Here is a 16,007-nt window from a genome sequence, read left to right on the forward strand (position 1 = left end):
CGCGCGAACGGACGAAAACTTAAGCGATGACAGCGACCTGATTAAAGTCGAGCTCGACCGGCGTCTCGCGACCAAAGATCATCAGCGTGACCTTGAGCTTGCCAGCCTCGGTGTTAACCTCGGAGACCTTGCCATCAAAGTCGGTAAGCGGGCCATCGGTGACGCGGACGGACGTGCCGACCTGAATATCAACCGAGGTACGCTTGGGCGAATCGCCCTTACCGGGACGACGAGTCATCTTGTTGTACTCGTCGCGGGAAAGCGGAGCGGGCTTGCCGTTGCCGCCTAGGAAACCGGTGACGCCGGGCGTGTTGCGAACACACGTCCACGCATCGTCATCCATCTCCATGCGAACCAGGACATAACCCGGGAAGATCTTAGAATCCTTGGTCTCGCGCTTGCCACCCTCTTTGATCTCGGTGACGCGCTCCATAGGAATCTCGATATCAAAGATACGGTCCTGCATACCCATGGTCTCGATACGATGCTCGAGATCGGACTTTACGCGGTTCTCGTATCCGGAGTAAGTGTGAACGACGTACCAACGCTTAGACATGGTTTAGCCCCTCAATCCAGAGAACAGAGCAAGAGCCTCGCCAAAGCCAGCATCGAGCAGAGCGATGACGACGCCGACGACGACCAGAGAAGCGCAAACGACGACCGAGTAGTTCACGAGCTCCTTCTTATCAGGCCACGTGACACGCTTCATCTCGGACTTGACCGAAGCGAAATACTTCTTGGTGCGGGCGAAGAAACCAGGCTTCTCGTTCTTCTTGGACTTCGCAGCCTTCTCGTTCTTCTTGGCAACGGCCTTCTTGGCCTCAACCTTGGAGTTGGCGGCAGCGCTGTTGGCAGGTGCCGACTGCTGAGCCTTCTTCTTGTTCTTCTTGTTGGCCATTTGGGTTACCTCCGCGCAATGCGCTTATACATGAGTAAACCGTAAGCCCCCAAGTGGGAGCTTACGGAATAATGACTGGCACGCCAGGAAGGACTCGAACCCTCAACACTCGGTTTTGGAGACCGATGCTCTACCAATTGAACTACTGGCGTATGTGACTAGAGACTAGCGAGTCTCTTTGTGCAGCGTGTGGTGACGGCACCAGGGGCAATACTTCTTGATCTCCATACGATCAGGCATGGTCGACTTGTTCTTGGTGGTCGTATAGTTGCGGCGCTTGCACTCAGTGCACGCAAGAGTAACTAGAGTACGCATGTATCCTGAACCTTTCATTTCCGCCCCGTACGGGCACGAGTTGTTACTTTATCAGCTCCACGTAAGTGCTGTCAATGAAAACCTCGAGTCAATTGGTTCTCGGTGGATCCATTCATATTTGGAACACATCAATGAAGCCATCGAGAGCTAATCGACGGTGCATCCAGGACCATTATCGATCCTCTCGACACCAGCAACGGCTCAATATCCATTGCAGAAAAGAACCCGGCACCCATATAAGTGCCGGGTTCTCTAAGTCAGCTATATCAAAGAGCTAATTTACTCAATGATCGTGGAGACGATGCCCGAACCGACGGTGTGGCCACCCTCGCGGATAGCGAAGCGCAGGCCCTCCTCCATGGCGATCGGGTGGATGAGGTCGCCCTCGATGGTGATGTGGTCACCAGGCATAGCCATCTCGGTGCCCTCGGGGAGCTTGACCGTACCGGTAACGTCGGTGGTACGGAAGTAGAACTGAGGACGATAACCATCGAAGAACGGGGTGTGACGGCCGCCCTCCTCCTTGGTCAGAACGTAGATCTCGCCGGTGAACTTGGTGTGCGGGGTAACCGAACCGGGCTTGCAGAGAACCTGGCCGCGCTCGATGTCCTCGCGCTTGATGCCGCGGAGCAGCAGACCGACGTTGTCGCCAGCCTCGCAGAAGTCCATGGACTTACGGAACATCTCGATACCGGTAACGACGGTGTTCTGGGTATCCTTGATGCCGACGATCTCGACGGGCTCGTTGAGCTTGAGCTCACCGCGCTCGACACGGCCGGTAGCAACGGTACCACGGCCGGAGATGGTCATAACGTCCTCAACGGCCATCAGGAACGGGAGGTCGTTGTTACGAGCGGGCGTCGGGATATACTCGTCGACGGCGTTCATGAGCTCGCGGATAGCGTCCATCCACTTGGCGTCGCCCTCGAGAGCGCCCAGAGCGGAACCACGGATGACGGGGATGTCGTCGCCGGGGAAATCGTACTCGGAGAGGAGCTCACGGGTCTCCATCTCGACGAGGTCGATGAGCTCGTCATCGTCGACCATGTCGCACTTGTTCAGGAAGACGACGATGTAGGGAACGCCGACCTGACGGGCGAGCAGGATGTGCTCGCGGGTCTGAGCCATGGGGCCGTCGGTAGCGGCGATGACCAGGATAGCGCCGTCCATCTGAGCAGCACCGGAGATCATGTTCTTGACGTAGTCAGCGTGGCCCGGGCAGTCAACGTGAGCGTAGTGACGGGCAGCAGTCTCGTACTCGACGTGGGAGACGGAGATCGTAATGCCGCGCTCGCGCTCCTCGGGAGCCTTGTCGATGTTCTCGAACGCAGTGAAGTCAGCCTTGCAGCCCTCGGTCTCGGAGAGAACCTTGGTGATGGCAGCGGTCAGCGTGGTCTTGCCGTGGTCGACGTGACCAATGGTGCCGATGTTAACATGCGGCTTAGTGCGCTCAAACTTCTCTTTGGCCATAAAGCCCTCCTCTAAACAGGTCGTCCCCGGACGGGACTTTGCCTTTATACCATAGTGGCCTCTCAACATACTATTGAGAAGCCACCGTGTTACCTATGGTAGCGGTGACTGGATTCGAACCAGTGACGCCACGGGTATGAACCGTGTGCTCTAACCAACTGAGCTACACCGCCGGATGGAGCCTGCAACCAGACTTGAACTGGTGACCTCTTCGTTACCAACGAAGTGCTCTACCGACTGAGCTATACAGGCACTTGACGGGTGGGAGCTATAGGATTCGAACCTATGTAGGCAGAGCCAACGGGTTTACAGCCCGTCCCCATTAACCACTCGGGCAAACTCCCAATCGTTCAAGTATCCGCAGGTCCTTTGGTCTTTTGGACCGCCGCCCCCGCGAACGAAAAAGATAATACGATGCAACCTTGGGGGCTGTCAACGAAAACCTCTAGATACACGGTGCCGGGCGTATCTATATACCTTTGACCTGCTGTTTTGTTGAGTTTGGATATGAAGGATGGTGGTTTTGGATGCTGAGGCGACGTTTCCCGAGGTAACACTTTGGTGTAGTGGAGTACACCTTCAGGATCGAACTTCGATACCGGCTTATTTGCACCTATATATAGGTCGAGATCAGGCTTCCGCGGCAGATTCGATCGTGGATTTTCTCCCGTTTGAAATCGAGCGTGGACTTTCTCCCGCTTTTAGCGCGGCTCAAAGGCCAAAGTGGCAGATTATCCACGCTCATTCTCCAGGCGGGAGAACTATAGAGCCGCAACTACTCGGGCCAGGCCAAAGTAGACCCATAGAGCGGCTCCCCCTTGGTGCAGGGGTAGCGACTCAAGTAACACGACGATAGCAAGTCGAAGAAATAAGTCATGGCATATTTCGAATAAACGCCGAGTCGGTCAATTCCGTTTCCCGCATTACCAAGACGATATACACGGTCAAAAGACCTCGATTTGTCATCGTTGCTAAACGCAGTAATTAGAATCTTCCTGCCCGAACGGCAATCAAGATACTCACGCGCCTGTGACGCAAATAGCCCGGAGACCGATACGAGAATTATCAATGACTGCGAAGTGTCTCCCATGTTTTTCAATTCCGCGACGTTAGCCCCAGCAACTATGCGAACTATCTTGCCCGCATAAAACATTTCCTGCTGAAATCGTACGAGATTGGCGCTCACATTATTGGTGCACCAGATTTCAACGTTTTTATGGCCATCAATTTCGTCGGCAAGGTGCTTAATAGCGATATCGGACACGCCGCTTTCGACCTCAGCGAACATCTCGATCATGCGAACGTCGAGCTCTGCCCTGTACTCCTCGTAGCCAAATTCCTCCTCTCGATGGCTTAAGTCGCTTGGAAAGACTGATTGAGTAAATGATTCTTTCAAATCGCTAAGAGACTGGTAGCCCAATCGATTGCAGAAACGACGAACAGCGGAACGGGTCACGAATGCATCGCGGGTTATTGCGGCAACATTGATTTCGCTCGAACGCCTAATGTGAGCGATGAGATATCGAGCGATGGCGGCATCGTTTGACCCAAACTCGCTGTTGATGATGGAGCTAATGCGATTGAGCACATCGAAGTCATTGATATTCACGTGATCCCTCTTTCCGCTCTCCTCGATATTATGGTTCATTTATTGAATCAAACAGCTTTGGTCGTTCTCCTATGATTCAAATCAGTTGACGTCATCTTAATCGTAATTCCGTCACACGTATCCACCGTGTTGAATGATGGAAAGGGGATTCATGGGCAACGTGAACAACATGCCGTTTCTCTGGGGTTCCGCCACAGCGTCTTATCAGTGCGAGGGTGCCTGGAACGAAGACGGCAAAGGCCTCGGCGAGTGGGATTTCTTTAACCACACAAGCAATAAGAACATCAACCATGTTGACGGTGATGTATCTTGCGACTTCTACCATCGCTATGAAGAAGATATCCGCATGATGAAAGAAGGCGGACAAAACACCTATCGCTTCTCTCTTTCATGGAGTCGAATCATCCCCACGGGTATCGGCGAAGTGAATGAAGAGGGTATCGATTTTTATAATCGAGTCATTGATTGCTGCCTCGAAAATGGCATAGAGCCCAACGTCACGCTGTTCCATTACGATCTGCCATTCACGCTTGCTTGCAAAGGCGGATGGCTGAACAACGACATGGCAGAGTGGTTCTGCAAATACGCCAAGATTTGCTTTGAGCGCTTTGGAGACCGCGTCAAAATCTGGGCTACCGTTAACGAGCCGCATTTCTACAGCTACTGCGTAAACATGTTGGGCAACTATCCCCCCAATCGATCGCTCGACGTTCAGTCGTACATGCAGTTTCAATACAACCTGATGCGCGCAAGCGCACTCGCAGTCCGAGCATATCGTCAAATGGGCTACGACGGCATCATCGGCGCCGTCCACGATGGCGGCGTTGTCGAACTCGACCCGGCAACCGAGCACCCTGATGACGTATTTCGATACGCAGACTTTTTCGCCAATCGCATGATTCTGGCACCAGCGCTTCAGGGTCAACTGCCGCCAGAAATGGACGAAATCCTTGGAAAACTTGGCGTCTCGCTCTATCGATCCCCAAATGACGTAGAAGAATTCAGAGACGGTAAAGTCGATTTTATTGGACTCAACGTGTATTGCCGAGAGTATGTAACCGACTGGCACGGTGGAGAGCTTGCCGTTTCGGCGAACAATAAGGGCGGTTCGAGCAAAAAAGTCGAAGGAAAATGCATTGCGCCCTTGTTTGAAAGCGCCCGCGACAGCAATGTTCCCCGCAATAAATGGGGCCGCGAAATACTCCCAAGTTGCATGTATTCAACCATCATGGATGTCCACGAGCGCTATGACGCGCCCCGCATCTTTATTACGGAAAACGGACATGGCGCCTATGAGCAACCAGACGCAGACGGAATGATCCACGATGATGACCGCATCGAGCTTCTGGGCCAGTTCATCGAGCACATGATGAGGGCTAAGCGCGACGGCGCGCGCGTTGAGGGCTACTACCTCTGGTCGACGATGGATCTGTATAGCTGGATCAACGGCTACGAAAAACGATACGGACTTGTCCACATCGACTTCGAGAACAATCTGGAGCGCACCCCCAAAAAGAGCTGGTATTGGTACCGAGACCTTATCTCGAAGTATCAGGAGCAGGAAGGTTAGGAGAAAGAGATGAAATATCAGGCAATGTCCGAAACAGTCCTAAAGGCTGTTGGCGGCAAAGAGAACATTACATCGGTAACTCATTGTGCGACGCGCCTTCGCATCGACGCACGAGACACCTCGATCATCGATCTCCAGCTCGCCAAATCGGCCGATCAGGCGCTCGGGGCAGTAGTCAGCGGTGGCCAGCTTCAGGTGATCATCGGCCCCAACGTCACCGAGGCTTACAACGACTTCCTCGACTTCGCGGGAATCGAAGTCGGCGGCGGCGCGGTTGCCGACGATGCCCAAACCGCCAAGGATCTTGCAGAGGGTATCAAAAGCGGCAACACTGCCACGAGCCTGGTTGAGAAATTCGGAAATGTCTCCGCACAGGTATTCATGCCCATCGTCCCGGCGCTCATCGTAGGCGGACTCATTCTTTCGATTAAGAATCTCCTGGTCAATTATTGTGGATTGAGCACCGATAGCGGAACTGCTCAGGTTCTGCTGGCGATCTTCAGCGCCTCATTTAGCTTCCTGCCCGTTTACCTAGGCTACCAGCTCGCCGCCGTCATGAAGATGCAGCCTATCATGGGCGCGCTGCTGGGCGCAATCATGATTAGCTCGTCTATTAGCGGTGCTGAGGGTCTCGACTTTCTTGGCATCCCCATCCCGACGAATGACTACTCGAGCACGGTGGTGCCAATCGTACTGGGCGTTGTGTTCATGTACTTTGTTGATCGCGGTCTTCAGAAAATCATCCCGGACGTTACCAAACTGTTCTTGAAGCCGCTACTCACCATGTTTATCGTCGTGCCTGTTGAGCTGATTATCCTCGGCCCCGCCGGCAGCATGATGGGCTACGCGCTGAGTGATGCCGTCACGTGGCTCATGGATAACGTGGCATTTATCGCTACTCCAATCCTTGCAGCCCTTAACCCCTATTTTGTCATGCTCGGTCTTGATAAGGCCTACATCGCAATCGAAGTTACGAGCTTGGCGCAGCTCGGCTGGGCGCCCATCATCTTTGGCTTCATCTCAAACCTCTGCATTGGCGGCACGAGTCTCGCCTTGGCAACTGCAATGAAAGGCAACAAGGAGAAGAGGGGTATGGTCACCACGGTTGCCGTCACCGCACTCTGCGGCGTAACTGAGCCCGCGTTCTACGGCTGCCTCATCGAGCGTCCCCGCCTGCTTGTCGGCACGGCAATCGGCGCCCTCTGCGCGGGACTCCCCGCAGGTATCTTCGTCCTGAAGGAGTATGTTGCGGGAGCATGCCCCGGCCTTCTTTCGGCGCTGATTTTTATCGCTCCCGATGGATCCATGGGCAACTTCGTACTGGCGTGCGTTGTCGCCGTCATCGCCATCGTCGTCTCGTTCATCGCTGCACGCGTGATCATCAAGAAGAACCCCAACTATATTGAGTAAATGCCCGCTGTTTGCATTGGGGACATCCTCGGCAGACCATTAGCAAGAACCCAAGAAGTCCCTTAGGAGCTCGATTAATCCATTCGGATTCCTGAGGCACAAACGACCCCGATTCCACAATGAAATCGGGGTCGTTGTTTCTAAAGCCGTCGATAGACAATCGGTGTTTACCTTAGCCCCCTATCCAAGTTAATTATCCACGCTCGTTCTCCGGTCGGGAGATTTTCTTCTCTCTCGTGTCCAGAAATCCACGCTCGAGCAGGACATCCAGGACCGTACCCGCCCTTGTCTCGATCTGTAACAGCAGGAGACCTATTCCGCTTCTACATGTTACAGATCAAGATATTCCTAAAACACCCTAAGTTTCATCTCAATCTGTAACAGTTAGATGCCAAATATCGGTCTTGGTGTTACAGATTTAGACAAACTGGAGGACGAGACAAACCAAAAACGGGATGGGCGCTAACCCAATGGCGCACCACCTAAATAGAAACGGGCCCTGTCCCACAAGGAACAGAGCCCGAAACTCTCATGGAGCCAGTGACAGGAATCGAACCTGCAACCCACTGATTACAAATCAGTTGCGCTACCGTTGCGCCACACTGGCACACTTGGCGCTTTCGCGCGAAGCCAATTAAGAATAAAGGAATTGCGGACGAGGCGCAACAGGCCGCGCGGCGTTATATAAATATGCAAAATCCAGCAACAACACGTACCAAGCCCGTTCATTTCTGTCAGTTCGCCCTCAATCTTAAAACTCTTCGCCAGAACGAATAGTTTTAATTACAATTGGCTATATAAAACTATTCGTTCTGGCGAAGGGTTTCGCGATGTTGACTACAAAGGAAGCAGCCGAACTGCTCGGCATCACCCCGCGCAGGGTGCAGGAGCTCATTAAGAACGGCGCGCTGACCGCCCGCAAGGCTTCTGGCGTGTGGCTTATCGACAAAGACAGCGTAGACACGCGACTCCGCTCCGCAACCAAAAGAGGGGGACGGCCTCGTCGCGGGCATGGGAAAAGCGAAATCGCATTTACCCTCATGAACCGCACGCACGAAGTGGCCCAGCTGGTCTACAGCAGATCACGGAAAGACTTCACCCACATCGGCGCCGACGTCGATCGTGCCCACGCCCCTATTGGAGTACTTGGCCCCAATAGTCCCGTGTCGCTCGACTCTTTCCGCATTTGGTGGCGAGGCCGCGGTATCCCGCTCGCGCGCATTGGGCTTGCATCCCTGTTGGCAGAAGCAGCAGTCGATGTTCCCGACGAACTCATCCAGCGAAATCTTGGCCTCTCCTTATCCGACCAGTATTGGATTAGACCCCAAGGCTCCGGTCTCGCGTGGGAAGATATCAATTTCTTCAATAATGCTTTTGACGACGTCTCTCTCAGCATCGCGCCCTTCGCCCCAGAGGGCAAGGCAGCTGCCGCAAAGCCCGACAACACCTCGGACGGCAATCTTCAAAAGTACTGGACATGCGAGGATGACCGTCGAATACTCCACAAGGCAGGTGCGCACCTGAACCAGGAACCCTATAACGAGATGGTGGCGACCGCACTTCACCGTCGCATCCTAAACGCTTGCGATTATGTACCCTATTCGCTCGAAGGCACAGGTACTTCTGCCTTGAGCACATGCAATGTCTTCTTAACTGACGAAGAAGAATATGTCTCTGCGTTCTATATAAACCAGCATGCAAATGCAGACGAGCGACTAACCGATTACGAACGGTATGTAGCAAACTGTGAGGAGCTTGGAGCGACAGATATAAAAGACGCCCTTGACCGCATGATCGTATGTGACGACATCATTGCCAACTACGATCGTCATTGGCGCAACTTCGGCCTCGTGCGAAACGTCAACTCACTGGTCTGCAGACCAGCCCCCATCTTCGATTCGGGCTCATCACTCTGGTGCAACATATCACTAGAGGAGCTTAGGGCGGGAGAGCACAGTTTTACCAGCGCACAATTTCATTCAAGCCCCGCCAAACAAATGTTGCTCGTCGAGGACATGGGCTGGTTTGACGGCGACAAACTCGAAGGCTTCGTTGGCGAGGCAATCGAGATTCTGTCCAGAAACAACGCGCTCACGGCAAGGCTGCCATATCTAAAAGAGGCGCTTACATGGCGCCTCCGTAGAATGATCGACATCGCTGAATGGAGTTAGCGAGACAGCGTCGCGCCGTCAGCTCCCCTACCTCCCGCGCAGGGCCTTGAGCTTGGCCAGCGCCTCGGGGCTCAGGCGACTGCCCAGAGTCATCTTGATCTGCGGAGCTTCCTCTGCCTCGTGAACGTCGTTATCGATCTGCTTGATCTCGTCCACCAGCATGCGGCTCGAGATGCGCGTGACACCCTTGCCCATGACGACGGCTTGAATTGTGCCATCACTCGATACCACGGAGCACGCGCGGCCCTCCTCACGTGCCTCGATGCAGAGCTTCTGCACCACGGTGTCGGCAGAGACGCCCGTCGGCGAAAACTCGATGCGCACGCCGCGGGCCGGCAGGTTGGGACGCTCGCTGGAGATATTGCCCGCGCCGTCGAACACGATCACGGCCTCGTAGCGGCCCTGGGCAAACGCCGCAACATCGTTGATGAGCGCGGTGCGCGCCATATCGTGAACGTCGCTGGAATACGGATCATCGGAATGGTCGTACACGAGCTTTTCGTAGCGCGGCGTGCAGTGAATCACGTTGTAGCCGTCGACCACCAGCAGCTCGGGCTTATTGGAGTGCACCGTCGAGACTGGGTCGGCGATGGCCTGCGCAAACGCATTGCCGCCCACGCCATAGGTCGCGGCCGAAACAATCGGCTTGGCCGAGCCTTCGCCAAAGCGCTTGGCCTTGGACTTGGCACGGTTCTTCTTGGACATGCGTTACTCCTCCCCCATGAGCTCGCCGGCGTTGCGGCGCAGCCACTCAAAGCATAGCGCCGTCGTTGCCTGGGCAACATTGAGGCTCTCGGTCATGCCGCGCTGGGGAAGCTTGGTCAAAAAGTCGCATTTCTCGAGCACCAGGCGCGAGATGCCGTCGCCCTCGGACCCCATGACGAGCGCAACGCGGCCCTCGAAGGGGGCGTCCCAGCAGCTGCCCTCGGCGTGCTCGGAGGCACCGCCCACCCAAAAGCCAGCGGCCTTAAGATCGTCGAGTGCACGGGCGATGTTGGGCACCTGCGCGATGGACAGATGCATGACGGCACCGGCTGAAGTCTTGTAGCTGCCCACAGTCACGCCAGCGGCACGCTTGTTGGCGATGATAACGCCCGCGGCGCCCACGACCTCGGCGGAGCGCACGATGGCGCCGAAGTTACCGTCGTCGGTCACGTGGTCGAGCACCACGACAAGCGCCGGACCGTCGCCCGCGCGGTCGAGGATATCGGCGACATCGGCATAGGGGAAATTACCCACCTCGAGCGCAATGCCCTGATGAGCGCCATGGCTCGACAGCGCATCGAGCTGCGCGCGCGGCACATACTTAATGCGGACGTCCGCGGCGTTGAGATCGTCGACCAGGCGCGACAAGGCAGCATCGCGCTCCCCGCCCTCGGCGATGAGCGCGCACTTGATGGGAAAACCAGTGCGTAGCGCCTCGGCGGCAGCACGACGACCTTCGATAAACTCGCCCTTGGGAACCTCGACGTTATCGCGGCTACGCTCGCGCTGCGAGCGAGCAGCCTGTGAGCGCTCGCGCTGGCCCTTGGGAGCGGCAGCGCGATCGTTGCGGCGAATCGGACGCGAGCCAGAAGCGGCCTGCTTGCCGCCACGAGGCGCACGCTTGCGATTGTCGGCCATAGGACGGCCTCCTTAAATAGATAACGAACAAGAATCGACCGTTCGAGCCGCGGCACCTTGCCTTTCAATCGTCGGGCATGACCACCAGGTCTATGCCCTCCTCTTTCAAGGCAATCTGCCGCACCTCGAACGGTCGACAAATACTAGAGACTCTTAATACGAGTGCCCGCGGCCGTATCCTCAATGGTGAGGCCCAGGTCCTTGAGCTGGTCGCGAATGGCATCTGCCAGATCCCAGTTCTTGGCGGCACGGGCCTCGGCGCGAGCCTCGAGAATCTTAGCAGCGGCCTCATCCACGTCGTCACCAGTGTAGGCAACCAAACCGGCGGCAACGCCCAGCAGACCCAGCGGCAGCTCGACCTTGGGCTCGGGAAGTTCAACGCCAAACGCATCGAGCAGCTCGGCCAGCGTATCGGCGGCAGCCAGGACTGCGGCCTTGTCGGCAGCATCGCCCGCCTGCTCCAGATACTGATTGCACTCGGTGACAAAGCCAAAGACGGCACCCATGGCACCGGCGGTGTTAAAGTCGTCGTCCATGCACTCCTTAAAGGCGGCACGGGTCTCGGCGGCCTTGGCGGCAAACGCCTCGGCGGCAGCCGCATCGGCATCGGCCGTCGCGTGGTTCGCAGCCCAACGCAGGTTCTCGACCGTACCGGCAATACGCGTGAGCGAATTCTCGGCGCCCTCCAGGCGCTCCCAGGAGAAGTCGAGCGGTGAGCGATAGCTCGTCTGCAGCATCAGCAGGCGCAGGGCGGCAGCGGAGTGCTGCTCGAGAACCTCGGCCAGCGTAAAGAAGTTGCCGAGCGACTTGGACATCTTCTCGCCGTCTACCAGCAGCATGCCCGTGTGCATCCAAGTGTTGGAGAAGCCCTGGTGCCAGGCGCAGGTGGCCTGGGCGCACTCGTTCTCGTGATGCGGGAAGGCAAGGTCGGAGCCGCCGCCGTGGATATCGATCGGGGTGCCCAGGTAGCGGTGCACCATGGCGGCACACTCGGTGTGCCAACCGGGACGGCCTTCGCCCCAGGGGCTCGGCCAGCTGGGTTCGCCGGGCTTGGCAGCCTTCCACAGGGCAAAGTCGAGCGGGTCGTTCTTGTCCTCGTTCTCCTCGATGCGCGCGCCAACCATAAGGTCGTCGATGTTGCGGCCCGAGACCTGACCATAGTTGGGATCGCTGCGCACGGCAAAGTACACATCGCCGTTATCGGCTGCGTAAGCGTGGCCCTGCTCGATAAGCGTCTTGATCATGGCGATCATGGGGCCGATCTCCTTGGTGGCGCGGGGGCGCACATCGGGATCGAGCACGTTGGCGGCGCGCATGACGCCGATGAACTTGTCGGAAAACTCCGTCGCGACCTCGGCAGCCGTACGGCCCTGCTCGTTGGCGCGCTTGATGATCTTGTCATCGACATCGGTGAGGTTCTGGGCGAACGTGACCTCGTAGCCGCTCGCGATGAGCCAGCGACGAATCACGTCAAAGCTGATGAACGTACGGGCGTTGCCGATATGGATGTTGTCGTAGACCGTGGGGCCGCACACGTACATGCGGACCTTGCCGGACTCGATGGGCTGGAACTCTTCCTTTTTATGGGTAGCGCTGTTGTAGATACGCATTCGTTACTCCTTAACGGTTTTCTGTAGCAGGCAGACGGCCCAGGCACCGATTCCCTCGCCCTGGCCTTCCCAACCGAGCTTTTCGGTCGTAGTGGCGGCGACGCCCACGTTTTCCACGTCGACGCCCAGGGCATGGGCAAGGTTGGCGCGCATGGCATCGCGGTGCGGAGTGATCTTGGGTTGCTGACAGGCAATGGTGCAATCGGCATCAACAAACTCAAAGCCCAGCTCGCGCGCATAGTCCATCACGCGGGCGAGCAGCACCATCGAATCGGCACCCTCGTAGGCGGGATCGGTGTCGGGGAATAGCTTGCCGATATCTCCCCCGCGGCAGGCGCCCAGAATGGCGTCGGCCAAGGCGTGCGCGAGCACATCGGCATCCGAGTGGCCCAGCAGGCCGCGCTCGTAGGGGATGTCGACCCCGCCGATGATACATCGACGCCCCTCCACCAAACGGTGAACGTCGTAGCCATGGCCAATGCGCAGGTTACTGAACATGGGGAAGGTCCTCTCCCTCGGCCATGCGGCCAAGCAGAATCGCGGTTACGGGACGCAGGTCCTCGGGCACCGTCACCTTAAGGTTATCGCGCGGGCTCTGGACGCAGCGGACGCGCCCGCCCATGCGCTCGACCAGTGACGAATCGTCCGTGCCGATAAAGCCCTCGGCAATCGCCGCGGCATGGGCGCGCTTCATGGCGTCGACACTAAAAATCTGCGGCGTCTGCGCGGCCCAGTACAGCTCGCGCGGCGGCGTCTCGACGATGTTGTCGCCATCGACGATTTTGAGTGTGTCGATGGCAGGCTGGCCGCACACGACACCGTCGAGGGCACGGTCGCTCACGAGCACGTCGATAGCGTGGTCGATAGCCTCGGTCGTAATGAGCGGACGGGCGCCATCGTGGATGGCGACGTATTCAAAGCCCGCCGGCACCGCGTGCACGCCTGCGCGGGTGGAATCCTGGCGAGCCTCGCCGGCATCGGCAAAGCTGATGGGCGTGTTATACGAATACGGGTCGATGGCCAGGCGGCGCATCTCGGCACGACGCTCGGCAGGACACACCACCACGATGTGGCCGACCTTATCGCTACGGTCAAATGCGCGGATGGACCAGCTCATAAGCGGACGGCCCGCTACATTGACGAGCTGCTTGCCACCGGGGTTACCAAAGCGCTGGCCGCTGCCACCGGCAACGACCACGGCACATACGGGCGCCATTATGCGTTCCCCTGTTTGGTGCCCTTCATGCGGTACAGGGAGTCCGCAAGAATGGCAGGGTTGTTAACGCCAAAGTCGCCCAGGCGCTCCGGATCCTCGCTGATGTCGTCCATGAGCTCCTGTAGCGATCCATACTCGTCGACGATCTTCTCGGCCACGCCGTCGCGCACGACGGACACGCGCGAAAGCGTGCGCAGGCCCAGCGGTGTCATGACGGAGTCCTCGTCCAGGTCGTCGTAACCCAGAACCGCCGCCACATGCTGTGGGTCGGACAGGTCCTTAGGCGTCATACGGCTCAGGTTGGCGCGGATCTTTTCGGCATTGGCCTCGGAGGAATCACTCGCATAGTCGCGAATCATCAGGTCGTACTCGGTATCCATGCTGGAGCCGGCGAGCTGCTCGAGCTGCATCTGCACGAGCTTGCCCTGGTTGCCCAGCTTGACAATGCAATCCTTAAGCTCAGTCTTTGCCTGCTGCATGATCTCGAAACTCGAGAAAATGCCGGTGATATCGGCGAGCGTAACGTAGTCATCGAGCTCGAGGGCCGTCAGGCGCAGCAGGGAGCGATCGAGCGACTGACGGGTAGTCTGGAGCGTGGCGACGAGCTGGTTGACCGAGCTCATGATGGTGGTGACGGGCTGGATCTCATAGCTCTTGCCGTGAACGTACACGTTGACGACGGCACGACGGGCCGAGACCGAGATCACGATGGCATCGGTGAGCACCGACATGCGAGCGGCAGTGCGGTGACGCATGCCCGTCTCGCTCGTGGCAAGCGAGGGATCGGGATTGAGGTGGAAGTTGGCGCGCAGGATCTGGGTGAGGTCGCCGTCGATAACGATGGCACCGTCCATCTTGGAGAGCTCGAACAGGCGGTTCGAGGTGAACGAAATGTTGAGTGGGAAGCCGTCGTTACCGGCAGCGAGCACGTTTTCGGTGTCGCCGACGCAGATAAGGGCACCCAGGTGACCGGCGATGATCATGTCGAGGGCGGTGCGGATCGGCTGACCAGGTGCCGTCAGGCGGATGGCCTGTTCCATACGCTTTTGCAGCTCGTTCTTATCCAAGGCATCGCTCCCATCGTATACGCTCCATAAACGTCAATAAGTTTCTCACGGTTTGCCTCTGTGACGCCCGCAAAATCCGATGCTTACAGAATGAGCGAACACAGCTGAGAGCCCCAATCCAAATGAGCTGCTTATGTGGTAGCATCGGGATTCGCATAAATGAGGGAGTAGTCGCGTGATCGGGTTCGCCTCCGGTGGCGCGGCAAGTCAACACACTGGCCGATGCGGCCTGGCTTGCCTTAATGAACGAGACTCGTGGTTGTACGCGCGGCGCGTACGCCACGGGTCTTTTTTGTTGCTCCCCTGTCAGAAGTACACGCGGGTTCGCCCGCAAGGAGGGAGCCAAACCATGGGACTCGTAGAGCTCGTGCTGCTCGCCATTGGCCTTTCGATGGACGCCTTTGCCGTATCCATCTGCAAGGGCCTTGGCATGAAGAAGATCAACCTTAAGGTCGCCGTAGTGCTCGGCCTGTTCTTTGGCGGCTTCCAGGCCGGCATGCCCGTGATCGGATGGGCGCTTGGCAGCCAGTTTATGGGCATCATCGGCCCCATCGACCATTGGATTGCCTTTATCCTTTTGGCCTTCATCGGCGGCAAAATGCTGTGGGAGGCTTTTACCGAGGACGAGGATGAAGGCGACGGCAAGAATGCCGAAAAGATTGAACTGAGCGAGTACCTGATCCTCGCCATCGCCACTTCAATCGACGCCCTGGCCGTGGGCATCTCGTTCGCCGCGCTTTCGGTCGACATCGTTCCCGCTGTATCGCTTATCGGCGTCACAACGTTTATCTTCTCCGTCGCCGGCGTAGCGATCGGCCACACCTTTGGCGCGCGCTACGAAAAACCTGCCACCATCGTGGGCGGCATCGTGCTCATCCTCATCGGACTTAAGATCTTGCTTGAGCATCTGGGGATTTTGGCGCTGTAACGCCAAACACAATCGCTCAAAACTCAACGCCAGTACAAGGCCTCATGCAAAGTTTTGCATGAGGCCTTTTCATGCAGACTTTTGCATGTCATACTGATATGCAAAAGTCTGCACGTTAGG

Annotated in this window: 15 protein-coding genes and 5 tRNA genes; 4 read left to right on the plus strand and 16 right to left on the minus strand. The window is 57.1% G+C overall.

Translation table 11 applies throughout. From position 1 onward, the window contains the following. Positions 1-19: 19 nt before the first annotated feature. The 9 genes from nusG to DWV58_RS00950 all read right to left on the minus strand — a co-directional run bounded on the left by nusG (position 20) and on the right by DWV58_RS00950 (position 4,292). On the minus strand, positions 20-556 hold the full coding sequence (gene nusG / locus DWV58_RS00910; RefSeq protein WP_006234984.1) for a transcription termination/antitermination protein NusG: 537 nt from the start codon (positions 554-556) through the stop codon (positions 20-22). Between the two features lie 3 nt (positions 557-559). Next, entirely contained in the window at positions 560-898 is a 339-nt protein-coding gene (secE, locus tag DWV58_RS00915) for a preprotein translocase subunit SecE (RefSeq protein ID WP_117775877.1), read from the minus strand. A gap of 76 nt (positions 899-974) precedes the next feature. Then, a tRNA-Trp gene (locus DWV58_RS00920) sits at positions 975-1,050 on the minus strand. 13 nt (positions 1,051-1,063) lie between these two features. Further along, on the minus strand, positions 1,064-1,213 hold the full coding sequence (rpmG, locus tag DWV58_RS00925; RefSeq protein WP_022093895.1) for a 50S ribosomal protein L33: 150 nt from the start codon (positions 1,211-1,213) through the stop codon (positions 1,064-1,066). Between the two features lie 279 nt (positions 1,214-1,492). Then, positions 1,493-2,683, minus strand: a complete 1,191-nt coding sequence (tuf, locus tag DWV58_RS00930) for an elongation factor Tu (protein WP_117563790.1) — start codon at positions 2,681-2,683, stop codon at positions 1,493-1,495. A 96-nt stretch (positions 2,684-2,779) separates the two neighbouring features. Beyond that, positions 2,780-2,856 (minus strand) — tRNA-Met (locus tag DWV58_RS00935). Positions 2,857-2,859: 3 nt separating this feature from the next. After that, a tRNA-Thr gene (locus DWV58_RS00940) sits at positions 2,860-2,935 on the minus strand. Between the two features lie 10 nt (positions 2,936-2,945). Further along, positions 2,946-3,027, minus strand: a tRNA-Tyr gene (locus DWV58_RS00945). Positions 3,028-3,458: 431 nt separating this feature from the next. Then, complete coding sequence (locus DWV58_RS00950) at positions 3,459-4,292, minus strand: MurR/RpiR family transcriptional regulator (RefSeq protein WP_158564497.1); 834 nt, start codon at positions 4,290-4,292, stop codon at positions 3,459-3,461. Between the two features lie 151 nt (positions 4,293-4,443). Here DWV58_RS00950 and DWV58_RS00955 point away from each other — a divergent pair, with 151 nt between their 5' ends. Both DWV58_RS00955 and DWV58_RS00960 read left to right on the plus strand, forming a co-directional pair. Further along, a complete protein-coding gene (locus DWV58_RS00955; RefSeq protein ID WP_117775878.1) occupies positions 4,444-5,862 on the plus strand; it encodes a glycoside hydrolase family 1 protein in 1,419 nt (472 codons plus the stop codon). 24 nt (positions 5,863-5,886) lie between these two features. Beyond that, positions 5,887-7,272, plus strand: a complete 1,386-nt coding sequence (locus tag DWV58_RS00960; RefSeq protein ID WP_233540466.1) for a PTS transporter subunit EIIC — start codon at positions 5,887-5,889, stop codon at positions 7,270-7,272. A 532-nt stretch (positions 7,273-7,804) separates the two neighbouring features. Here the strand turns inward: DWV58_RS00960 and DWV58_RS00965 are convergent. Next, positions 7,805-7,879, minus strand: a tRNA-Thr gene (locus tag DWV58_RS00965). A gap of 223 nt (positions 7,880-8,102) precedes the next feature. Between DWV58_RS00965 and DWV58_RS00970 the strand changes: the two genes are divergently transcribed. Further along, positions 8,103-9,443 carry a DNA-binding protein gene (locus tag DWV58_RS00970; protein ID WP_117775880.1) on the plus strand — a complete coding sequence of 447 codons (1,341 nt, stop codon included), beginning with the start codon at positions 8,103-8,105 and terminating at the stop codon, positions 9,441-9,443. A 27-nt stretch (positions 9,444-9,470) separates the two neighbouring features. Here DWV58_RS00970 and DWV58_RS00975 read toward each other — a convergent pair whose 3' ends face one another. The 6 genes from DWV58_RS00975 to disA all read right to left on the minus strand — a co-directional run bounded on the left by DWV58_RS00975 (position 9,471) and on the right by disA (position 14,932). Further along, positions 9,471-10,148: an NYN domain-containing protein gene (locus DWV58_RS00975; RefSeq protein WP_055285223.1), complete on the minus strand. Its 678-nt coding sequence runs from the start codon at positions 10,146-10,148 to the stop codon at positions 9,471-9,473. Positions 10,149-10,151: 3 nt separating this feature from the next. Then, positions 10,152-11,066, minus strand: coding sequence for a 23S rRNA (guanosine(2251)-2'-O)-methyltransferase RlmB (rlmB, locus tag DWV58_RS00980; RefSeq protein ID WP_117775881.1), 915 nt, complete (start codon positions 11,064-11,066; stop codon positions 10,152-10,154). A gap of 143 nt (positions 11,067-11,209) precedes the next feature. Further along, the gene (gene cysS, locus DWV58_RS00985; RefSeq protein WP_117775882.1) at positions 11,210-12,676 is read right to left on the minus strand and encodes a cysteine--tRNA ligase; all 1,467 of its coding nucleotides are present in this window, start codon (positions 12,674-12,676) and stop codon (positions 11,210-11,212) included. Between the two features lie 3 nt (positions 12,677-12,679). Further along, entirely contained in the window at positions 12,680-13,174 is a 495-nt protein-coding gene (ispF, locus tag DWV58_RS00990; protein WP_006234975.1) for a 2-C-methyl-D-erythritol 2,4-cyclodiphosphate synthase, read from the minus strand. Continuing rightward, entirely contained in the window at positions 13,164-13,892 is a 729-nt protein-coding gene (gene ispD, locus DWV58_RS00995; protein ID WP_117775883.1) for a 2-C-methyl-D-erythritol 4-phosphate cytidylyltransferase, read from the minus strand. The genes ispF and ispD overlap by 11 nt, the downstream gene beginning before the upstream one ends. Continuing rightward, positions 13,892-14,932 (minus strand): DNA integrity scanning diadenylate cyclase DisA, encoded by a 1,041-nt coding sequence (gene disA, locus DWV58_RS01000; RefSeq protein ID WP_369831362.1) that lies wholly within the window; start codon positions 14,930-14,932, stop codon positions 13,892-13,894. Before disA ends, ispD begins: the two co-directional genes overlap by 1 nt. Positions 14,933-15,308: 376 nt before the next feature. Between disA and DWV58_RS01005 the strand changes: the two genes are divergently transcribed. Continuing rightward, positions 15,309-15,887 (plus strand): manganese efflux pump MntP family protein, encoded by a 579-nt coding sequence (locus DWV58_RS01005; RefSeq protein ID WP_117635969.1) that lies wholly within the window; start codon positions 15,309-15,311, stop codon positions 15,885-15,887. Positions 15,888-16,007: the final 120 nt, after the last annotated feature.

It is taken from the genome of Collinsella sp. AF11-11, from assembly GCF_003465485.1.
GTDB lineage: Bacteria > Actinomycetota > Coriobacteriia > Coriobacteriales > Coriobacteriaceae > Collinsella.